20 protein-coding genes are annotated in these 20,413 nt (G+C 56.6%); 16 read left to right on the forward strand and 4 right to left on the reverse strand.

Annotated elements, in window-relative coordinates; genetic code table 11:
• Positions 1-105: 105 nt before the first annotated feature.
• The 11 genes from PW792_05765 (at position 106) to PW792_05815 (ending at position 14,342) form a co-directional block, all read left to right on the forward strand.
• Positions 106-765, forward strand: a complete 660-nt coding sequence (locus PW792_05765; GenBank protein MDE1161439.1) for a hypothetical protein — start codon at positions 106-108, stop codon at positions 763-765.
• A gap of 23 nt (positions 766-788) precedes the next feature.
• Positions 789-1,568 carry a hypothetical protein gene (locus PW792_05770; protein MDE1161440.1) on the forward strand — a complete coding sequence of 260 codons (780 nt, stop codon included), beginning with the start codon at positions 789-791 and terminating at the stop codon, positions 1,566-1,568.
• A 135-nt stretch (positions 1,569-1,703) separates the two neighbouring features.
• Entirely contained in the window at positions 1,704-2,402 is a 699-nt protein-coding gene (locus PW792_05775) for a hypothetical protein (GenBank protein MDE1161441.1), read from the forward strand.
• Positions 2,403-2,542: 140 nt separating this feature from the next.
• Positions 2,543-3,178, forward strand: coding sequence for a hypothetical protein (locus PW792_05780; GenBank protein ID MDE1161442.1), 636 nt, complete (start codon positions 2,543-2,545; stop codon positions 3,176-3,178).
• A gap of 759 nt (positions 3,179-3,937) precedes the next feature.
• The gene (locus PW792_05785; GenBank protein MDE1161443.1) at positions 3,938-4,363 is read left to right on the forward strand and encodes a hypothetical protein; all 426 of its coding nucleotides are present in this window, start codon (positions 3,938-3,940) and stop codon (positions 4,361-4,363) included.
• Positions 4,360-5,178 carry a hypothetical protein gene (locus tag PW792_05790; protein ID MDE1161444.1) on the forward strand — a complete coding sequence of 273 codons (819 nt, stop codon included), beginning with the start codon at positions 4,360-4,362 and terminating at the stop codon, positions 5,176-5,178. Before PW792_05785 ends, PW792_05790 begins: the two co-directional genes overlap by 4 nt.
• A gap of 37 nt (positions 5,179-5,215) precedes the next feature.
• The gene (mobF, locus tag PW792_05795) at positions 5,216-7,993 is read left to right on the forward strand and encodes a MobF family relaxase (GenBank protein ID MDE1161445.1); all 2,778 of its coding nucleotides are present in this window, start codon (positions 5,216-5,218) and stop codon (positions 7,991-7,993) included.
• Between the two features lie 339 nt (positions 7,994-8,332).
• Positions 8,333-9,352, forward strand: coding sequence for an IS110 family transposase (locus tag PW792_05800; GenBank protein ID MDE1161446.1), 1,020 nt, complete (start codon positions 8,333-8,335; stop codon positions 9,350-9,352).
• Positions 9,353-9,656: 304 nt separating this feature from the next.
• A complete protein-coding gene (locus PW792_05805) occupies positions 9,657-10,814 on the forward strand; it encodes an EAL domain-containing response regulator (GenBank protein MDE1161447.1) in 1,158 nt (385 codons plus the stop codon).
• A gap of 13 nt (positions 10,815-10,827) precedes the next feature.
• Positions 10,828-12,837 carry a PAS domain S-box protein gene (locus tag PW792_05810; protein ID MDE1161448.1) on the forward strand — a complete coding sequence of 670 codons (2,010 nt, stop codon included), beginning with the start codon at positions 10,828-10,830 and terminating at the stop codon, positions 12,835-12,837.
• Between the two features lie 605 nt (positions 12,838-13,442).
• On the forward strand, positions 13,443-14,342 hold the full coding sequence (locus tag PW792_05815; GenBank protein ID MDE1161449.1) for an ArdC family protein: 900 nt from the start codon (positions 13,443-13,445) through the stop codon (positions 14,340-14,342).
• Positions 14,343-14,815: 473 nt separating this feature from the next.
• Here the strand turns inward: PW792_05815 and PW792_05820 are convergent, their stop codons facing one another.
• Genes PW792_05820 through PW792_05830 form a run of 3 tightly spaced genes read right to left on the reverse strand, consistent with a single transcriptional unit; the run spans position 14,816 to position 16,117 of the window.
• Complete coding sequence (locus PW792_05820; GenBank protein ID MDE1161450.1) at positions 14,816-15,283, reverse strand: cytochrome c maturation protein CcmE; 468 nt, start codon at positions 15,281-15,283, stop codon at positions 14,816-14,818.
• An 18-nt stretch (positions 15,284-15,301) separates the two neighbouring features.
• Positions 15,302-15,571, reverse strand: a complete 270-nt coding sequence (locus tag PW792_05825; GenBank protein MDE1161451.1) for a hypothetical protein — start codon at positions 15,569-15,571, stop codon at positions 15,302-15,304.
• A gap of 45 nt (positions 15,572-15,616) precedes the next feature.
• Positions 15,617-16,117: a TlpA disulfide reductase family protein gene (locus tag PW792_05830; protein MDE1161452.1), complete on the reverse strand. Its 501-nt coding sequence runs from the start codon at positions 16,115-16,117 to the stop codon at positions 15,617-15,619.
• Between the two features lie 19 nt (positions 16,118-16,136).
• On the opposite strand from PW792_05830, the gene PW792_05835 reads away from it, so the two are divergent.
• The 5 genes from PW792_05835 to truB all read left to right on the forward strand — a co-directional run bounded on the left by PW792_05835 (position 16,137) and on the right by truB (position 19,692).
• The gene (locus PW792_05835) at positions 16,137-17,261 is read left to right on the forward strand and encodes a glycosyltransferase family 2 protein (GenBank protein MDE1161453.1); all 1,125 of its coding nucleotides are present in this window, start codon (positions 16,137-16,139) and stop codon (positions 17,259-17,261) included.
• Positions 17,262-17,321: 60 nt separating this feature from the next.
• On the forward strand, positions 17,322-17,735 hold the full coding sequence (locus PW792_05840; protein MDE1161454.1) for a 6-carboxytetrahydropterin synthase: 414 nt from the start codon (positions 17,322-17,324) through the stop codon (positions 17,733-17,735).
• On the forward strand, positions 17,735-18,154 hold the full coding sequence (locus tag PW792_05845) for a 6-carboxytetrahydropterin synthase (GenBank protein ID MDE1161455.1): 420 nt from the start codon (positions 17,735-17,737) through the stop codon (positions 18,152-18,154). Before PW792_05840 ends, PW792_05845 begins: the two co-directional genes overlap by 1 nt.
• 117 nt (positions 18,155-18,271) lie before the next feature.
• Complete coding sequence (folE, locus tag PW792_05850; protein MDE1161456.1) at positions 18,272-18,820, forward strand: GTP cyclohydrolase I FolE; 549 nt, start codon at positions 18,272-18,274, stop codon at positions 18,818-18,820.
• Complete coding sequence (truB, locus tag PW792_05855; protein MDE1161457.1) at positions 18,820-19,692, forward strand: tRNA pseudouridine(55) synthase TruB; 873 nt, start codon at positions 18,820-18,822, stop codon at positions 19,690-19,692. Before folE ends, truB begins: the two co-directional genes overlap by 1 nt.
• Here truB and PW792_05860 read toward each other — a convergent pair.
• Entirely contained in the window at positions 19,689-20,381 is a 693-nt protein-coding gene (locus PW792_05860; GenBank protein ID MDE1161458.1) for an arylesterase, read from the reverse strand. The genes truB and PW792_05860 overlap by 4 nt on opposite strands.
• Positions 20,382-20,413 lie beyond the last annotated feature (32 nt).

Below are 20,413 nucleotides of genomic sequence, written 5' to 3' on the forward strand. Positions count from 1 at the left end.
CTGAAAAACAGGATCTGTTGACAGCAAACTGCCAAGCCTCATCGATAAGGATCGACATACGCGTTGCGATGACTAGGATTGATAGAGACGCCCGAGGAGGTCTATATGGAAGTTCATCCACCAGAACACGCAATTCACACCTGGCGGGATTTCTTCATACACATCGGCACGATCGTCGTCGGTCTGCTCATTGCAATCGGTTTGGAACAAACGGTCGAGCGTCTGCACCACCTTCACCAGATGCATCAGGCTCGTGAACGTATCCACGACGAACTGCGGGTGAACCACCAGATCGTCCAGAGGAATCAGCAGCGCATGGTTGCCATGATCGCGAATCTTGACCGCAACATGCAGGAGCTGCGGCTGCTGGAGGGCAAGCCTCATCAGCAACTTCCTTCTCTTACTTACGCGTGGGACCTTCAGTTGCTTTACAAGGCTGGATATGAACGAGCGGCGGAAACGTCGGCTCTTGCGTTCTTGCCTTACGACGAATCCGCGATGTATGCCGACACCTACTCAGGAGTGGACATTACTTCAAAGGAGATTACGGATCTAGTTTACGGTTTGAACACCGCTCGCGCCGCCATGCGGGGCCGTTCCGTGTCCGAGCTTTCCCCTGCGGAAGTCGATGCGACGCTTTCCGCAACCGCGCTTGCGCGGGAACAGGCACTCTTGTTGCGAATCATGCTTGATGTCTATGCGAAGGAGATAGAGGCATCGCTTGCCGGAAATTACCGAACCGACTTCGACGCTCAGACTCACTGAGAATCTCACAGACAAGGACCGATATGGAAGTTCATCCACCAGAACACGGTATTCATAGCTGGCGAGATTTTCTCGTACACATGGGCACGATCACGCTTGGGCTGCTGATCGCCATTGGGCTGGAGCAGTCCGCCGAGTGGTTCCACCATCGTGAACAGAGAAACCGCCTCATAGAGCAAATGAGGGTAGAAGCCGATACGAATGTTCTGATTTGCCGACATGTCATCGATCTACGTTTAAGACCCGAATCGCAGATACTCGGAAAATGGGGAGAGGTGCTAAGAGCCACTCCTGACAAGAATAATCAGGTAGTGGTCCGCGTTCCCGAAGTCCTCCGCACTCTGGACAGCCAGATTGATGAAAACGCACTCCTTCCTACGATTCCCGTTTGGACGACTGCCAAACAAAGCGAACTGGTCCCGCTTCTGCCAGGGGAGACGACACAGTTCTACGACTCTCTCGACCACACGCTGGGTTGGATAGACACCATGGCACACTCTGAAGTCGAGTTGTCTTCAGAGTACGATGCCCTCGTCCGGAGCATTAGCGGTCGTCCTGTTGCAAAAGTTCTACCCCTCGCAGACACATTGCATATGACGGTTGAACAGCGTCAGCGCATAGTAGAGATGCTTGCAAATTTTCAGGTCCATAATGAAGGGCTCATAGCGGAAACCGTTGCCTTTCAGAGCATTTCCGAGAGCATTCAGGCCGGAACGATGACCATGGAAGGGTATAAGGATCGGCTCAATCACCATCCCGACACTGGCATCACCGCGGTTTCTCAAGTGCATTCCAACAAGTGATTTGCTTCCGGCGACTCTTCAAAACTGTGAAGATCACAGGTACTAAGAGGCAGTGGTCAGCAAAAGGGGTAAAAGCCAATGGAAGTTCACCCACCCGAGCACGGAATCCATAGCTGGCGAGATTTTCTTGTCCACATGGGTACCATTACGCTTGGATTGCTGATAGCAATCGGTTTGGAGCAGTCGGTCGAATGGGTTCATCACCGCGAGCAGCGGCGGCAACTCATCGAGGACATTCGTGAAGAAGCCGCCGTGAACGCCAAGCGCTGCGAGCACTACGTCAAGGAAAGCATGGGCCCTCAGGTAAGGCTGAGAGACGAATGGCAGCAGGTCATCTGGAGCGCACCGGCACAACACGGCATAGTTACAGTGACCGTTCCGCAGACGCTCCGGGACAAGGAGAAGGACCTTCAGGAAGATACTGGCCAGCTTCCAGTACTGTCGGTATGGACGATCGCAAAGCAGAGCGGGTTAGTGCCGCTTCTGCCTCCGAAGACAGCGAGGTTCTATGACAACCTCAATTACGAAATGGGTTTGGTCGAAAGCACAGAGAGTCCACTTGAGAATGCGGATGCAGACTATACGGCTTTGCTACGCTCAGTTACGGGTCGCGCACCACGCATCCTGTTGCCACAAGCCGATGTCATGACCCTGACCCAGGAACAGCGGCAAGAGATGCTGAAAGACCTTGCGAAGGTGCAGAGCCATGAAGAGTTCTTCGTCTATGTGCTACGCGACCTGGGTACCTTTTCGCAGGGCGTTGCCGATGGAGTCGAAACGGGGGAGGAATACTGGCAATGGCTGAAAGAACATCCTGGCGACCGCACCCATTGACCAGGGACGCTATGCCACGTTGGCGCGGACGTATCCGCTGCCACGGCTCTTACCAGTTTCAGTTCAATGAGGGCAGATAAAGTATGGAAGTTCACCCACCGGAACACGGCATTCACAGTCTTCATGACTTCCTCGTGCATATGGGTACGATCACGCTCGGTCTTCTGATCGCTATCGGGCTTGAGCAGTCGGTAGAGTGGTCCCATCATCGGCATCAGTTGCACGAACTCCATGAGGGTCTGCAAGAGGATACAGAAAAGGCCATCCGAGATTCGCAGCACATCGAGACGCGAGTACAGGTGTCTGTAGAGTGGCTGGATCAGCAGGAGGCTGAAGTACGAGCCACGATTACGCGGAAGAAATCCATTATCGATTTGCCGCCGCACCAGCACGTGGAAATCGATCTGCCAGGAGCCCCGTCCTGGAGAGCCGCCAAGGCTGGGGGATTATTGCAGATAGTCAGCCAGCAGGACATTCAGGCGTACTCGGAGGTGGACGATTTGATCGTCCAGGACGATGCCGCCTACGTAAGAAGTTCCGACACCGTGAGCAAGCGGCTGGCCTTTGAGAAGCAGTTTGCCACAGATGAGGAATCCAACCGTCATGACTTCGGACGCGCCACTGAAGCTCAACTCCAGGAATACATACGTCTGCTCGAAGAGGAGAAAAATGCATATCTCTGGTGGGGCTCGTGGGCCCATCAAATTCGAGGAGCAGAGACAGCGATCTCGCATGGAGAGCGCAATCTGGACAAGATACAGGCAGCGGAGAGATGACGGCGCAGCACTCGGTCTGTTCCTTATTTCACGCTCTTCGTAAACCCAAAGCTCAATCTTGAGAATCATCAGTTTGTGTTCTCTCTACAGAAGGATTGTCATGCGCATTCGACTATGCCCTTTGGTGCAGTCTGTTTCGTAATGGCAAGGGTCGGATGCCGTCACTCTGTAAACGATGATCGGCGAACGATCTTGGCAAACGAGGCAGCACTTTCATGTAATGGCACACTGATTTCAGGCGCGACGATGCCCAAGAAGTTCTCATGCCCCAGATGCAAGGCGAACGAGTCAGAGCGAACGCGTCGGCGCAGTTGGGAGCGTTTGCTTTTCGGCGTTCGCGCTTTCCGTTGCCTGCGATGTGATCACCGGTTTCTTCGGCTCCTGCGTTGAGTGGAAATTGCGTAGTCTCCTCTGAGCTGAGACGGCGTAGTGCGTGAACCCGCTCCATGTCACCTGACTCCGGCACGCACCCTGTAACCCGGTGGAGGCGTGTACGCTGCTACGCAGCGGGAGGATAGTGACACGTCACCCCCAAATGGAAACTGTGGAGCGGTGCCGTGTTCACGGATGTGAACATGTTTGAAATGAATCACTTGCTCCATTAGCGTTCACGTCTGTGAACGCGGTTCCCGTGCGTGATCCATATTGGCCGCTGTGCGTGAACATGTTGACTCGCTGGGATTTGTCGCAAAAGCCGCGTGCTGGCGTTTGACCCGTGGCCGCCGCCAGGTCTAGCCTTTGGGCAAGGCGGGTTCCCCTATGGACACTCCCCGCAGCCCTATTCCGGCCATGCCAGACGCTCCCGAGAGCGTACAGGAGAAGCCCGGCTTCCGCACTAAATCCATCGGCACCAGAGTTACACCGGAGGAGTTGCGGCTGATTGAGGCTGCTGCCGAACGCGACGGGAAGAAGTTCGCCGAGTGGATTCGGGAGGCGATTTTGAAGGCTGCGGCTGGGCCTCCTGCGGACACGGGTGAGCTACTTCTGGAAGAGCTGGCGGCACTCCGGTACATCGTCCTGAACCTCTCAGACGCGACCGCCCGCGCAGCCCAGAACAGTGAGAGCCTGCCGCCGGAAGTCGTACTCCGCATCCGTGAGGCAGCCGACAGCCGCAAGCGGGCCACCGCTCGGAAGCTGCTGGAGGAGTTCCGTGCTTCCGTCACGCCGTCTGGAGACGGGCGATGAAGAAACTCCTCTTTGCCACGGTCGCCTTCTTCTTTTTCCTGGCCGCTGGGTTCGGAGTCTTTCTGCGGCCATTGCTGTACACCCTGACACCTCTTCAGAGGCATTACTTGGGAGTGTATCTGGCCAGCTCCTGGCACGCGAGCGATCCCAAGGCTACCACCGGCATTCAGTGGATTTGGAAGTTCAAGCCTGCGGCAGAGTCAGACGAGAAGAGGCCGGGGAAGAAGTCCGGCCCGAAGTTCCAGTACGAGTTGGCTCACGATGGTGATGTGTTGCCTATTCCGGCCCGTGAGTTGCTGTGGAAGGGCGACGTGCTCCCGTTCTGGATGACCCGTAAAGCAGAACTGGACGGCTGGGCCGGAGTCGAACAGGGACTCTCCACGGAGATGAATTCGTCCAAACTTGCGGCGTTGCTTCGCGATGGCTTCTTTGAGGGAGAACCGGCGTGGCGGTTCTTCGTGCAACCAATTATTTTGCTTGGCCTTGGCTGCGTGCTTTTGTGGATGCTCCAGCGGTGGCGGGACGTAGGCCGAGAGCGTAACCGGTGGGAGCCGCCCGTCCCGCTGTGGCGGAAAGCTGGACAGAAGCTGATCGACTTCAGGGTTGGATTGAGGCTAACCCTGGCCTCTAAAACGAGGCCGCTGGCGCTCCCTCTGGCGGCTTCGGCGCGTGTCATTGAGGCCACCTCAGACCCGAAATCTGCTTTCAAAGCCAGCCCGGTTGAGCCATCCGCTGTGGTGGTTTCACCTGTTCCGAAAGTCTCCGAGCCAAAGGTGCAAGAAGTCATCTGGGATGAAGCTAAAGGTCTGGAATGATGCCACGCCAGAAATCCAGAGCGAAGGAAGATGCCCTATGTTGACGCTTTCCAAACCGTTGTCAGCGGGTCAGGTACGTTCGTACCACGAGCGGGAGTTTGCGTCGGAGCGGCAGAACTATTGGAGCCGCGACCAGCAGGGGCATAGCGAGTGGCAAGGCCAGCTTGCGAAAGAGTGGGGTATCTCCGGCGCTGTGGGTGACGAACAGTTTGCTCGGCTGACCGAAGGCAAGCATCCTTTTACTCAGCAGCAGATGGTGCAGCATCAGGTCTCACGCACCTATGAAGGTAAAGACGGTAAAGAAGTCACGAGCATGGAACACCGCGCGGGGTGGGATGCGACATTCTCCGCGCCGAAGTCCGTATCGCTGACAGCCTTGGTGGGAGGGGATGAACGCGTGCGCATGGCGCACCGCGAAAGTGTCCGGGTGGCCCTGAGTGAGTTGGAGCATTACACACAAGCCCGCATCGGTAATGTCCACGCGCCTGAGACCACTGGTAAGTTCGCCGTAGCGACGTTCGAGCATGACACGGCGCGTCCCGTTGAAGGCTATGCCGCTCCGCAGTTGCATACGCATTCGGTGATCTTCAACGTAACCGAACGAGAGAACGGGCAGACACGTTCTCTACAGCCGCGTGAGCTGTACGCTTCGCAGCATTATGCCACGGCCATCTATCGCGCTGAGTTGGCGACCCGGTTGCAGCAGTTGGGCTATGAGATTGAGCGGGGCAAGTACGGCCAGCCCGAGATCAAGGGCTACTCCCGCGAATATCTGGAAGCATCCAGCCCGCGTCGGGAGCAAATTAAAGACCATCTGCGCGAACAGGGGTTGGATGGAGCCGGAGCTGCGCAGGTCGCAGCGCACCATACGCGCGACCGGAAGGAATTGCTGTCTCCAGAGGAAGTGCAGCGGCAGCATCGGGAACTGGCAGCCTCTTTCGGCTATCAGGCCGATCATGTTGTGGCGACAGCGCGGGAGCGCAGCCAGCAACACCACCAGGAGCGCAGTCCGGAGATCGTTGCGCGTCAGGCTGTCACGTATGCGCGTGACCATCTCTTCGAGAAGTCGGCTGTGCAGGATCACCGCGCTCTTTATGAGACTGCTTTGCAACGGGGCATGGGTGAAGTGACGTACAGCCAGGTGCGGCAGGAGGTCGATAGACGCTTTGAGTCGGGCGAGTTCCGTCAGGCTGCTACGTCAGTTCGTGGGTCGCAGATGACAACTGCCGCGATGCTGCGCACAGAGCGGGAGACTATTGGCATTCTTCTAAAGAGCAACGAGCAACCGCGTCCGATGTTGCTCAACAGCCAGAACCGCGTTGATACGCTGAGTCGTCATCCCGAGCTAAATGCTTCCCAGCACCGTGCTGTGGAGGAAGTGTCCGCTTCGTTCGAGAAGATCGTGGGAATCGACGGCGTAGCCGGTGCTGGCAAGACGACCACATTGTCAGTCATCCGTGAGGTAGCGGAACGAGACGGCTACGCGGTGGAGGGTTTTGCGCCGACATCCCGCGCAGCGCAAAAGCTGGGTGAAGCCGGGATTGAAACATCCACGTTCCAGATGCACCTTGCGCGTGGAGAAAAACCGGACACCGGAGAAAAGCGACTGTACGTTCTGGATGAGTCTTCGCTTGCTTCCACGAAACAGATGCACGAGTTCCTGACGCGCCTGCACCCGAATGACCGTGTGTTGCTGGTAGGTGACAAGCGCCAGCATGAGGCTGTGGAAGCGGGCAGACCATTTGCTCAGTTGCAGCAGGCGGGTATGAAGACCGTTTCTCTGGACCAGATCGTCCGTCAGAAAGACCCGGAGTTGCGGAACGTAGTCGAGCAGCTTGCGCGTGGCGAGGTAGGCGCAGCAGTAAAGAGCTTGGACGAGCAAGGGCGCGTGCATCAGCTCCCAGGCCGCGAGGAACGCATCGACGCGATAGCAAAAGAGTATACGAAGGCTCCAGAGAAGACGCTTGTCGTCTCGCCTGACAACCGCTCACGTAGGGAGATCAACAGTCGTATCCACACTGAATTGCAGCAGCGTGGAGTCGTCGGCAAGGAAGAATATCCTGTGCAGACGTTAGTACAGCGTCAGGAGCTTACCGGCGCGGCACGCACATGGGCGGAAAAGTACGAAGTCGGCGATGTGTTGCGTTACAGCCGAGGTTCAAAAGAGACCGGCATTCAGAAGGGTGAGTACGCCCGCGTGGTTGGTGTCGATGCGGCGCACAATCAAATCACGGTTGCTTTACTTGACGGACGGCAGCAGAGCTACGATCCACGCCGCCAGCAGGGTGTGTCGGTTTACCGTGAGGAGCAACGTGCGTTTTCCGTGGGCGACCGCATTCAGTTCAGCGCGCCGGACAATGAACTCAAGATCGCTAACCGTGAGCTGGCAACTGTTGAACGAATCAGCGACGGCAAATTCAATCTGCGGATGGATGGTGGCCGTTCGGTTGAGATCGATCCTGTACAAAATCCGCATCTCGATCACGGTTATGCCGTGACCAGCCACTCCAGCCAGGGACAGACCGCAGAGCGGGTGCTGGTGCATGTCGATACCGAACTCGGCGCAAAAGACCTGCTCAACAATCGCATGGCCTATGTCTCCATCTCGCGCGGTGCGAACGATGCGCAGATATTTACCAATGACCGCGAGAAGTTGCCGATTGCCCTTGGACACGAAGTTTCGCAGCAGAGTGCTCACGCACCAAAGATGAATGTTGAGAAAGCTGTCTCTCCGCAACAGGACGTAGGCCAGAAGATAGAGCCGCAGTCTGTGCCGCAGCAAGAACTCTCGCAGGGTTTCTCCATCGGTCGATAGATCGTCGCCCTTCTGAATCAATTCAATCCCACATTAAAGAGCGGTTTTTTGCGGAGGAAGTTTCCTCCGCGCTTCAACCGCTTCGCGTTCTCCGCTCCCACCTTGTATGTTGCGAATTGAGGCGTAACTATGAAGTTGCGCTTCGGCGGAAAGGCCGTACCCACCTGAGGCCGGGATCGATCCTGAGCCTGTCGCAGAGAACGGCCACTGTCCCTCTCTTATTACGCCGTGGAGAATCGAAGGCAGAAAGCCTGCATGTTCAAGGTTGGCGACAAGAGCGAGTCCGTGACCGCGGACCGGGATGGAGCCGAAGCGAAATATTAGCGCCGGAGGCTGTCTATGAGCAAGCGATCCATCCATATCCAGAAAACGCTGAATTGTGGAATTGATGTCAGTGCCAAGAGTCTCGTGGTGGCGATTCAAGGCGTGGATCAACCGGTAGAGCAAGGGAGCTTCGCTAACACTCCGAATGGACACAGGGCTCTTATCGCTTGGCTACGGAAAGGCAGGACACCGGTTCGAGTGTCGTTGGAAGCGACTGGAAATTACTCGTTGGATCTCGCGTTTGCACTTGATGCGGCGAAAGGGATTGAAGTCGCAGTCTTGAATCCCAAAGTTGCTAATCGATTTGCTCAAACTCTTCGGCGGTCGAAAACCGATGCCGCAGACGCCGAGGTGTTAGCTGAATACACTCATCGGATGCCGTTCACACCTTGGATCGCCCCTAGTTCCAGTTCAATGCGAGTGCGCTCGATTGTTCGCCACGTTGAGAGCCTCTCTGTTGAGAGCGCTCAGAATCAAAACCGTCTTCACGCGGCACAAGGCTCCACCTCCACTCCTGGCTGCATTCTTCAAGATTTGAAGCGCTCCGTGGCGTCTCTGGAGCATCGCATCCACAAACTTCGGCGCGAAGCGATGACGCTCATCCGACAGGACGATTTGCTGCACATGCGATATGAGCTGTTGGTCAGTATTCCGGGCATCGCACAGGTGAGTGCGATGCAATTGCTCGCGGAACTTTCCACCCTGCCGTCAGACCTTACGGTGCGAGAATGGGTTGCACATAGCGGCCTTGATCCTGCTCATGAAATATCAGGAAGCTCAGTGAGGAAGGCGTCCCGCATCAGCCGCGCGGGAAATCGTCACTTGAGACGAGCGCTTTACATGCCAGCGCTCGTCGCATCCCGGTGTGATCCTCACGTAAAAACTTTTTTTGAAAGCCTCCTGGCTCGAAACAAAGCCCGTCTACAGGCACTCATTGCTGTTGCGAGGAAGTTGCTCCACGCCATATACGGGATATTTCGAAGCGGCCTGAAGTATGAGGGTGCAAAGCTGTTTCCACGGATCACTTTGTCCTGACACGATCTCCGCCCTCATCAAAAGCATGGCTCTCGGTACGAACATGACTGACATCTTGCAATTCGAGATGCGTGCCCGACATCAAGCCTCTCCTTGTTATTTATCGAAATACCTCGCCGAGACGTCTTCCGACTGATCTATAATTGCTCCGAGCGGCAACCTGCTATTCGAGAAATCCCTCAAACTCCGGCTGTTGAGCGGGGGTTGATAATGCCTTTTGTTCTATCTGGTTGTCAGGTAGTTAGTTCCAGGATCAACGCGAATAGCTGGAAACCCGTTTTATGCAGAGTTTCGGGGAGTACAAATGACCTCAAACCGGCTTCTGGTTATTGACGATGAGCCCGCGAACTCTGCGACCATTGGTCGTATTGCGCGCGGGTGTGGTTACGACGTCATTATTACGACCGACGTGGATGACTGCCGCTCCAGGATCATGTCCTGGAAGCCTACCGTCATTGTGCTCGATCTTGCCATGCCCGAGATGGATGGTATCCAACTCATGGAGTGGCTTGCGAAGCATGAATGTCAGGCTCAGATTCTAATCGTAAGTGGCAAAGGGCCAGAGATGCTGCAGCAAGCGGAGGCAAGCGGTCGCACACTTGGTCTGAACATGACAGGGAGCTTGCCGAAGCCACTTCGTTTGGAGACGCTTCGTGCTGTCTTCAGCGAAATTTATGATGCTGCCGGCCTGCTCTCGATCCTGGATATCTCCAAGGCGCTAACTAATCAGGAAATCCTACTGATGTATCAGCCGCAGGTTGAGTTGAGAAGTGGAGCCGTTGTCGGTTTTGAGGCATTGGCTCGGTGGAACCATCCTCAGCGAGGTTCTATCCCCCCCGATACGTTCATTCCCATGATGGAGGTTGACGAGATCGTCAATGACTTCACGACCCAGATCGTGAAGATGGCATTGGCCGATATGTGCCTCTGGGAGGGCGCAGATGCTTTTAATGTTGCAATCAATGTATCTGCGGTCAACTGTGGTTCCATGGTGATGCCAGATATTGTGCAGGCTCAATGTGCCAGTAAAGACATCGCTTGCCAACGTATCACCATTGAAGTTACGGAGACCGCGGCAATGGCCGAGGCCTGTCACGTCAGTGCTTGTCTGGAACGTTTGCATAGGCTTGGGATACAGTTATCGATCGATGATTTTGGTACGGGGTATTCTTCGCTTGTGAAACTGCACCAGCTTCCGTTTTCGGAGGTGAAGATCGATAAATCATTTGTTCTGGATTGCGTTTCCAATCCCCAAAGCAGCGTTCTGGTGCAGGCTATGATCGATCTTGCCCACAAGATGAAGAAGAGAGTGGTGGCCGAAGGCGTGGAGAACAGGGAGACAATGCAGCAACTGCGCGAATGGGGTTGTGACATTGCGCAGGGTTATTTCATCAGTCGACCGATGCTTCCACGGGATGTGTTGCCCTGGCTTCAGCAGTACGACTCTGGCCGCAGTGCATGAAATGAATTCGGAGATGGATTTCTTTCCTACATCTTCTCAGGAACCGGATATGCCAAGTTTGGAAACCATAGCGAAGTTCTTCTCCGTCGTACCCGATTCGATGATTCTGGTTGATTCAGAAGGCATTATTGCGCTTGCAAACGCGCACACCTACAGCCTCTTCGGATACACGCCAGATGAACTTACCGGCGTGTCAGTCGCATGTCTGCTGCCAGAGCGTTATCGCGCAACGCATGGACGGCACCTCGATAGCTACTTTCGCGCCCCGTCCGTTAGAGCCATGGGGACGGGCATGGAGCTTGCGGCCCGCCGGGCCGATGAATCGGAATTCCCCGTGGAGATAAGTCTCAGCCCTTACCGGGCAACGGATGCCGTCATGGCATTGGCGGCAATTCGTGATATCACCGATCGCAAGCATCTGGAAGAGGCTCGTAGAGAGAGTCAGAGACAAAAGGAAGTCGCAGAAGAGAGCGTGCGCGTAGCGCAAATACTCGCCAATAGGAACGAAGCTTTGCGTGCGATCTTCGAGGCCTCTCCGCTGGGAATGATTACAGCCACCCAGGACGGCATAATCGATCGTTGGAACCGTGCCGCTGAAAGAATCTATGGATATTCAGCTAATGAAGCTATAGGGGCAAGTATCTGGGACATCAATAAGGCCATGGAGGCGAAAAAGGATTCTCATACAGACGAGATCTTCGCGGAGGTAAGCCGTGGCAGGGAGCTTAAGAACTTCCAGGTCCGGCAACGCACAAAAGACGGCAAAAGCATCGACATCAGTCTTAGCTCCGCCCAGTTTCATGACACTAACGGAGGCAACTCCGGTTTTGTCTTTCTGGTAGATGACATTACAGAAAGACGAGCGATTGAGCAGCAGTTGCACCAGTCGCAGAAGATGGAAGCCATCGGCCAGCTAACTGGCGGCATTGCCCACGATTTCAATAATTTGCTCGGTATCATCATATGTAATCTGGAACTCTTGCGAGAAAATCTTCCCGCACAATCGGAAGATCTTGAGTTGAGCGATATCGCGCTTGATGCCAGTCTTCATGGTGCTGATCTCATCAAACAGATTCTCGCTTTTTCGCGGAAGCAAAATCTCGATCCACAGACGATTGAAGTGAATGAACTAGTTCGAACCATGATCAATCTGCTCTCAAGGTCACTAGGAGAGCAGGTCGAGATTGTTCTTGAGATAGCGCCCGAACTTTGGCGGGCAGTCGCGGATCCTGTGCAGTTGCAAACAGCATTGGTCAATCTGGCGACCAATGCCAGAGATGCAATGCCCGGTGGCGGCAAGTTGGTCATACAAACGGGAAACGCATCCTTGGATGAAGCCTACGTACAACAGTTCTCCGAACTCACAGCGGGAGACTATGTGATGATCTCCGTAACGGATAGTGGTGGAGGCATGGCGCCTGAGACGGTGGAGCGGGCATTCGATCCCTTCTTTACGACCAAGCCTGTCGGTGAGGGCACCGGGTTGGGTCTCAGTATGGTCTTTGGTTTCGTGAAACAGACCGGAGGCCATGTGCGGATATACAGTGAAATCGGCTATGGCACGACAGTACGCCTTTATCTTCCTCGCGCGAACGCGAAACTGGCGGCCGCGTCTTCCCGAAGAGAGGTTCTGAAGGCGGCCAAATCCAAGGGCGCAAGCATTCTTATCGTCGAAGACAATATGTCCCTGGCGAAGACAGCTTACCGGGTGCTTAAAGACGCGGGATATGAAACGACATTGGCAACTGGTGCAGATGAAGCCTTGGATCTGCTTCGCAGCACGACCTTCGATGTTCTTTTCACCGACATTATTCTCACTCGTGGTGAGAACGGAATTGAGCTTGCACAGGAAGCGCTCAAGCTGAAGCCAGATATCAAGATACTATTTGCGTCTGGATTTTCTGAAGCGGCCTTGCGCGCTACCGGCAAAGCCGTTGTAGCAGATCGCTTTATTGCGAAGCCCTATCGCAAGGAAGACCTCATCACTAGAATCAACAGCCTTGTAGCTGGTGGCGAGTCGTAACGACGAAGATTACGTATAGACGCTTATCAATTCATCTCAGTGTGCTCCAAAGACTTGCGCCGGCGAGTGCGTTAACACATTTTAATCTTGCATCGCTTGTGTGGCGGGCAATTTAGAAGCAGCAGCGCCAAGCAATCGATGGCTCCATGACCGTCGCTCTCTTCAGAGTACAGAATTGCTATTAGCAATAGATATCCCTCTGCTCGTCACCCTCAGTACAGCACCTTGAAGACAGTTCTCCCTCAGCCTGGGTAAAAAGAGAAGTTCCCCTCTGGACACCCCTGAAGAGAAAAAAGGCTTGCAAAGCCAGAGAGAATCTCTGCGGGAGGCTTCCTCCCGCAACGCCCTCCTTATAAATCCTGTGCGCTAATGCGCACGAATGCGGTTGACAAGCCTTTGCTAAGGGGTCTCCCCTCTCGCTCTCCAAGGCCATTCGCCGTTCCGGTTTTGGCTCCCCCACGCTACGCGCGGTCCCCCCAAAAAGCTCCGCTCGAAGACCTTTCCGTTTGCTACCCCCGCCTTCGCCAGGAGGCGTTCGGCATGTACATGCCGCGTGTCAACGCGGACGTGCAAAAGCCAAACCCAAACCCAAAGGAGCAAACACCATGAACACCATCGACAACACCAATAACGTCGCCATCAACAGCAAGAAGCCTTCCACCAAGCAGGAACTCATCGCCGCCAACATCAAACTACTGATTGCGCAGTTGAAGGCAGGACGCTCCGAAGCCCTCACCAACTACCTCACCGCCATGAGCCGTTTTCGGACGTATTCTTTTGGCAACGTCCTCGAAATCGCGAGGCAAATGCCTTCGGCCACCAGAGTAGCCGGGTTCTGGACATGGAAGAACTTAGGTCGCTCCGTGAAAGCCGGACAAAAAGGCATCCACATCCTTGCCCCTATCGTCGGCGTCCGCCGCAAGAAAGACGAGGAAGCACAGAGGGACATCACCAAGCAGAATGAACGGGTTCTATTGGGATTCCGTAACGCTTATGTCTTCGATATCTCGCAGACCGACGGCGTCGACCTTCCAGCCTTGCAGCACGTTACTGGCAACCCCGGTCGGAACTTGGAACGTCTGGCCGCGTTTCTGCATGGCCGTGGCATCCAGCTAGCGTACAGCGACGACCTGCACGGCGCGTTAGGCGCAAGTTATGGCGGACGCATCGCCATCCTCAACGGTCAATCGAAGGCGGAAACCTTCGCCACGCTTGTCCATGAAACGGCGCACGAGATGTTACATCGAGCAGAACGCCGTACCGCCACCACCAAAACGGTACGAGAAACAGAGGCCGAGGCTGTGGCCTTTGTTGTCGGCAAAGCCGTTGGGCTGGTCAACGAAGAGGCCAGCGCTTCCTACATCCAGCTTTACCACGGCAACGCTTCATTGTTGGCCGAGAGCTTGGAAGTCATCCAGCAGACGGCCAGCATCATCCTCGCCGCACTGGAGCAGCCTATAGCGGAGGACTGCATCCGCCATGAACTCGAAGCGGTAGCGGCATAGACGAAGCAGCTTCACGGAAACAACTCAACCAAGAGGCGGCGAACTTGCCGCCTCTTTTCTATGCGCTGAAAATCGCGCGGGGAGAACCCTTACCGGTTTCTCCCCGAACCCCTCATCCGCCCGACTTCGGCCTCCGCTCGCCGACTGCGCGCCCGGACTCAAGTTCCTCCTCCGGGACCTGCCCCTTGACTCCACAGAGACTCAGGAGGGGAATCGGGCTGATCCGAAGCCCGCCCGTGCGATAGTAAAAACTGTCATTCTGCACTATCAACTTGAAGAGGCGGCACAAATCGTCTGCACAATTCCTGCACAGTCGAATTTGGCTGTCTTAGGTCAAATAAAATCAAGAGTTTTTGAAAGTTTGCTCACCCCGCTCAGAATGACAAACCTGATGGTGGACGCAGGTAACAAAAGCAGACTGAAAAAGCGGCATGGCTTATAAGCCATGCCGCTTTTCTTACTCGTAGTGGGTTTTAGAGCTTGGCTGCTGCCGCGCTCGAAGCCATCGGGGCAGTGTTGCCCGTGGGGGCCTGTCCGGGCTTGGCTGGAGCGTATTTGCTGGCGCACTTGGCCTGAAGCTGGGTGGCGTGGAAGACGCCGTCGCGGCCGTAGGTGCCGATGGCGAGGGCCTGCGCGTCGTCCTTGAAGCTGTCCGGTGGCGGCTCTGCACCCATGTAGTTCACGCGTACGGTCTTGTTCAGTTCGACCAGCGTGAACGTCACGTTCGTACCCATGCGTTCAATCGTTCCCGGCTTGACGTTTCCGGCGACGCGCAGATTCCTGGTGTACGCCTTCGTACCCATCTTCTGCAGCTCCGCGATGGTCACGTAGTAGCTCTTGGAGTCTTTTGCGCCCGAGACCGCAAGCCACGAGATGGTGGCGACGACGATCAAGCCGGCGATGATGAACTTTACGGGAGAGCTTTGCTTGCGCTTCTGCATGATGAGCCTTTGGTCCGGTTAAGCGGCGGGGGCCGCTTCGGGCGTGGGCTCGGGTTGCGGCGGGATAAGGGAGACACGCTCCTGGATGTCGAGGCCTGAGCGACGGAGCAAACCGTGCACGATGGCTTCGGTAAGGCGCGTGGCATCGTATTCGACACGCACGGTCTTGTCGGCAGGCTTGAATTCGAGCTTGCGGATACCGTAGACCTCGCGGATGCGCGAGATGGCCATCATCGCCGCCTCAGAGGGGGCGGCTTCGTAGCGATAGAGGACGTCGAGCTGCGTCATAGGTCTATTTTAGCAGCGCGGCGTGGCTGCCCTGTGTGATAACCGTCACGAGCCCTGCTGCAGCTTCTCGATGTAGCGGACGATCTCGGGGCTGGTCCAGGTTTGTGGGCCGATGAACTTGCGGCGGATCAGGCCGTGCTTGTCGATGATGTAGCTTTCGGGGGGGCGGAAGGTGCTGTAAAGAGCGTTCGTACGCTGCTCGGGGTCGATGACGGTGAGGAAGTCGACGTGCTGCGCGGAGAGGAACTCTTCGTAGGCCGAGGAGTCGGAGTCGATGGAGATGCCGACGATCTGCAGCGAGGGAATGTTGTGGTGCAGGGCTTCGAGGGTGGGCAGCTCTTCCAGGCAGGGAGCGCACCAGGAGGCCCAGAAGTTCAGCAAAATCACCTGGCCGCGCAGCTTGTTGAGGTCCACGGAGTTGTGCGCGTCTTTGATCGCGAACATGGGCGCGGGCTGGCCAAGCTGCTCGGGATGGACGTCGCGATCGCATCCTGCGGAGGCGGCGAGGAGGGCAACAGCGGCGAGTGCAGAGGAAAAACGCTTCACACTTCCTATAATACGGAGCGTGAGCGAGAAGTTCAGTCCGTTGCTGGGTTTGCCAATTGATGAGGACGACGTGCCGGTGCGCGTGGAGTCCGCGAAACTGCCCGAAGGCCCTGAGCCGACGCTGGATGTTTCGGTGATTATTCCTGCGCGCAATGAAGAGCGCAGGCTGCCAGCGCTGCTGTTATCGCTGCTCGCGCAGGACGACGAACAGTTCAAGCTGGGACGCGACTGGGAGATTCTGCTCGTCGACGACGCTTCGACCGACCGCACGCGGGAGGCGATGCGCGAAGCGGCCACGGGTCGAGAGGCTGTGGTTGTGTTGGAAGCGCCACCGCTTGATCCGAAGGTGTTTACGGGCAAGTCTGGGGCGTGCTGGTTTGGGGCGACGAAGGCGCAGGGACGCTACCTGCTGTTTACGGATGCGGACACGATTCACGAGCCGCGCAGCGTGCTCCACGCACTGTATGAGGCGAAGAAGCACCATGCGGAGTTGCTGTCATACTCGCCGAAGCAGATCGTAACGGGTATGGCGCAGCGCGTGTTGATGCCGCTCATCTTCTCCGAGCTTGCGAGCACGTACAAGATGAAGGACGTGAACGACCCCGAGAAGCGTGCGGCTGCGGCCAACGGGCAGTTTCTGATGATGGAGCGTGCTGCGTACTTTGCCGTGGGCGGTCATCGCGCGGTGGGCAACAAGGTGTTGGAGGACGTGGAGCTGGCCTGGAATGTGAAGGCCTCGAAGCGCGCATTGCGCTTTCGTTACGCCTCGGATGCGGTGTCAACGCGCATGTACGAAGGCTTCGGCGACATGGTCGAAGGCTGGACGAAGAACCTCGCCGTGCTGTTTCCGCAGGCGCTTGCGCTGGTCTTCTGGCGAATGCTGGACATCGTTCTGCTGCTGTTGCCGTTGTCGCTGGTGCTGTTTCCGAACCTCGTCCGCTGGCAGCAACTGGCGATTCTGCTGGTGTGGGGGCGAACTCTGTTCCGTTACTACGGGCGCGTGGCGCGGTCGAACTTCAGCTGGGCCGATGTCGCGATTTCGCCGCTCGGATTGCCGCTTTATGTCGTGTTGCTGTTGAGAAGCTGGGCGGACCATAACCTGTTTCATCGCGTGAGCTGGAAGGGCCGGGAGTATCGCGCCTGATGGAAGTGGCATCTCGCGTTCCGGGCGTGCATCCGATACAGTGAGAGGCTGGTCTGAACGATGATTCTGCTCACACGAAAAGCCGATTTTTCCGCCGCGCACTTCTACTGGAACGATGCCTGGAGCGAGGCCGAGAACCTGCGCGTCTTTGGCAAGTGCTCCAATCGCCAGGGACACGGGCACAACTACACGCTCGAGGTGACGGTTGCGGGCGAGGTGAACCCGGTCAGCGGCTTTGTCGTCGATCTGAAGCTGCTGAAGGAGATTCTTGAGCAGGAGGTGGTGAGCGTATATGACCATCGCCACCTGAACTACGAGGTTCCCGAGTTTGCGACGGCTGTGCCGACGACAGAAAACATCGCTGTCGCGATCTGGCGGCGGCTTGAGGGGAAGATTCCGAACGCAAAGCTGCATCGTGTGCGCGTGTATGAGATGCCCGAGCTCTTCGCTGACTTCTACGGGGAGGGCTTGTAATGGCTGCCCCCCGAGCCCATCTTTCGCGGCGATGGACGTTTGTGGCTGCGCACCGTTTGCACGTGGATGCACTGTCTGCGGAGGCCAATCGCGAGGTTTTTGGCAAGTGCAACAACCCGTTTGGTCACGGGCATAACTACATCGTGCAGGCGACGTTTTCCGGGCCGATCGACCCGGCGACGGGTATGGTCACGAACCTCGGTGATCTGGATGCTTTCGCAAGAGTGGAGCTTCTGGACCATTTCGATCATCAGAATCTGAATATGCTGGAGATCTTTCGCGACCAGGTGTCGACGACGGAGAACCTGGCCATCGAAATCTGGCGAATTTTTAAGGAATACCCTCATGCGAAGCTCAAGCGGATTCGCGTGGAAGAGACAGGGAATAACGCTTTCGACTACTTTGGCGAAGGCGAGTAAGGACAAAGAACGATGAGCACGAAAGAACCAGTAGAGAAGCCTACGACAGAGCGTCCTGGTGAAGTTCCGGCGCAGATTGCTGCCGAGAGTGCGCAGGTCGCGCTGGGTGATGCTTCAATGCAACAGATTTACGCCGAGCTGTTGGCCCGCGTGGGGGAAGACCCCGCGCGCGACGGCTTGCTGCGTACGCCGGAACGTATGGAAAAGTCGATGGCGTTTCTGACGCGCGGCTACAACCAGACGGTGGAAGAAGTGCTGCACGGCGCACTGTTTGATGTGGACTACGACGAGATGGTGATCGTGAAGGACATCGAGTTTTACTCGCTGTGTGAGCATCATCTGCTGCCGTTCTTCGGCAAAGCGCACATTGCTTACGTGCCGAATGGCAAGGTATTGGGGCTGAGCAAGCTGCCGCGCATTGTGGACGTGTTTGCACGCAGGCTGCAGGTGCAGGAGCGCCTGACGCAGCAGGTTGCGGAGGCCGTGCAGGAAGCGATCAACCCGCAGGGTGTTGGCGTGGTGATGGAAGCTTCGCACCTGTGCATGATGATGCGCGGTGTTGAGAAGCAGCACTCTTCGACGGTGACGAGCTCGATGCTCGGCGTCTTCAAAACCCAGTTGCAAACGCGAAATGAGTTTCTTTCGCTGGTAAGGCCGCCTCGCTGATGAATGGTTTGATTGTGTTGGATAAGCCTGCGGGCATGACGTCGCATGATGTGGTTTCGATTGTGCGACGGGCTACAGGCGAGCGGTCTGTGGGACATCTGGGAACGCTGGATCCCATGGCGACAGGCGTTCTGCCATTGCTGCTGGGCAAGTACACGCGCCTGGCGCAGTTCTTTGGGCAGGCCGAGAAGAGCTACACGGGCCACATCCGTTTTGGATGGGCAACCGACAGCTTTGACGCCGATGGCGTCGCAGCGGGGGAACCGCAGACGTTGGAGCGTTCCTACGAAGAGTTGCGGGAGTTATCCAAGCACTTCGCGGGCGAGATGGACCAGATGCCGCCGGTGTTTTCTGCCAAGAAGATCAACGGTGTGCCTGCCCATAAGCTTGCCCGGCAAGGCAAAGAAGTTGCCGTGAAGCCGGCGCGGATCACCATCCATCGTTTTGCACTGACTGGTATGGAAGGCGAGACCGCGAGCTTCGAGATGATGGTTTCGGCCGGTGGCTATGTGCGTTCAGTCGCGCATGAGCTGGGGCAGATGGCTGGCTGCGGAGCGCATCTTTCGTCGCTGCGCAGAACGCGTGCAGGAGCCTTTGACCTATCTCACTCGATCACCATCGAGGAGTTGAAGGCGCTGACTCCGGAGGAGATTGCCGCCCGGTTACCGCATCCTCGCACGCTGTTGCCGGAGATGCCGAGCGTGACGGTGGATGACAGCACGGCGACTCGTCTGCGCAACGGAATGCAGACGAACCTGGCAGAGTTTTCAACGGCCCCGCTGGTGAAGGTATTCACCAGCCCGCGCGATCTGCTGTGCATTGCACGGCGCGTGGCGGGCACGTTGATGCAGCCGAACGTGGTGATGGGCTAACGCTTCAGCAGCGGTTTGATGAGGGCTTCAACGTTCGCGGCGACCTGCACGGCGCCTTGCGCCGTTGGGTGGATCCCGTCCTGCTGGATAGAGCCCGGTACGCCGTAGACGCCTTGCAGGACGAAGGGAAGCAGCGGTACGTTGTACCGCTTTGCCACGGCTGGAAAGATGGCGTCGAAGCGCGAGACGTATTGCTTGCCGTAGTCGGGCGGGATGGTGATGCCTGCGATGGCGACATCGATGTGGGCAGCCTGCAATTGGCCGACGATGGAGGCCAAGTTGGTCTGCGTCTGCTCGAGCGGAAGGCCGCGCAGGGCGTCGTTGCCGCCAAACTCTACGACCACTACTTGGGGGTGACGCGCGATGATGCGGGCGACGCGGTCAACGCCGTCCTTGGTCGTGTTGCCGCTGACGCCAGCGTTGGCGACGCGGTAGGAGAAGCCGTCATGGTCGAGCTTTTGCTGGAGCTGCTGCGGGTAGGTGAGCCCGCTTTCGATGCCGTAGCCCGCGGTGATGGAGTCTCCAAAGCAGATCAGCAGCGGACGCGTATCGGCGGCTGCGGAGTGTGCGGTATCGTGCGCGACGCTGGTCGCGGAGGCACCGACGCCGGAGTCGGCTTTGTCGTTGTCAGTCTTGCAGCCGACGAGTAGAACGAGTGCCGATAAGATAACGGGGAGCGCACGCTTCATCTTCACAGTATGTCGGATGCAATATCGAGGCG

Source organism: Acidobacteriaceae bacterium (genome assembly GCA_028283655.1).
GTDB lineage: Bacteria > Acidobacteriota > Terriglobia > Terriglobales > Acidobacteriaceae > Granulicella.

Bases quoted from the DNA above. Each gene is read 5' to 3' on its own strand.
- PW792_05765 (MDE1161439.1), top strand. From the start codon at position 106: ATGGAAGTTCATCCACCAGAACACGCAATTCACACCTGGCGGGATTTC.
- PW792_05770 (MDE1161440.1), top strand. From the start codon at position 789: ATGGAAGTTCATCCACCAGAACACGGTATTCATAGCTGGCGAGATTTT.
- PW792_05775 (MDE1161441.1), top strand. From the start codon at position 1,704: ATGGGTACCATTACGCTTGGATTGCTGATAGCAATCGGTTTGGAGCAG.
- PW792_05780 (MDE1161442.1), top strand. From the start codon at position 2,543: ATGGGTACGATCACGCTCGGTCTTCTGATCGCTATCGGGCTTGAGCAG.
- PW792_05785 (MDE1161443.1), top strand. From the start codon at position 3,938: ATGGACACTCCCCGCAGCCCTATTCCGGCCATGCCAGACGCTCCCGAG.
- PW792_05790 (MDE1161444.1), top strand. From the start codon at position 4,360: ATGAAGAAACTCCTCTTTGCCACGGTCGCCTTCTTCTTTTTCCTGGCC.
- mobF (MDE1161445.1), top strand. From the start codon at position 5,216: ATGTTGACGCTTTCCAAACCGTTGTCAGCGGGTCAGGTACGTTCGTAC.
- PW792_05800 (MDE1161446.1), top strand. From the start codon at position 8,333: ATGAGCAAGCGATCCATCCATATCCAGAAAACGCTGAATTGTGGAATT.
- PW792_05805 (MDE1161447.1), top strand. From the start codon at position 9,657: ATGACCTCAAACCGGCTTCTGGTTATTGACGATGAGCCCGCGAACTCT.
- PW792_05810 (MDE1161448.1), top strand. From the start codon at position 10,828: ATGGATTTCTTTCCTACATCTTCTCAGGAACCGGATATGCCAAGTTTG.
- PW792_05815 (MDE1161449.1), top strand. From the start codon at position 13,443: ATGAACACCATCGACAACACCAATAACGTCGCCATCAACAGCAAGAAG.
- PW792_05820 (MDE1161450.1), bottom strand. From the start codon at position 15,283: ATGCAGAAGCGCAAGCAAAGCTCTCCCGTAAAGTTCATCATCGCCGGC.
- PW792_05825 (MDE1161451.1), bottom strand. From the start codon at position 15,571: ATGACGCAGCTCGACGTCCTCTATCGCTACGAAGCCGCCCCCTCTGAG.
- PW792_05840 (MDE1161454.1), top strand. From the start codon at position 17,322: ATGATTCTGCTCACACGAAAAGCCGATTTTTCCGCCGCGCACTTCTAC.
- PW792_05845 (MDE1161455.1), top strand. From the start codon at position 17,735: ATGGCTGCCCCCCGAGCCCATCTTTCGCGGCGATGGACGTTTGTGGCT.
- folE (MDE1161456.1), top strand. From the start codon at position 18,272: ATGCAACAGATTTACGCCGAGCTGTTGGCCCGCGTGGGGGAAGACCCC.
- truB (MDE1161457.1), top strand. From the start codon at position 18,820: ATGAATGGTTTGATTGTGTTGGATAAGCCTGCGGGCATGACGTCGCAT.
- PW792_05860 (MDE1161458.1), bottom strand. From the start codon at position 20,381: ATGAAGCGTGCGCTCCCCGTTATCTTATCGGCACTCGTTCTACTCGTC.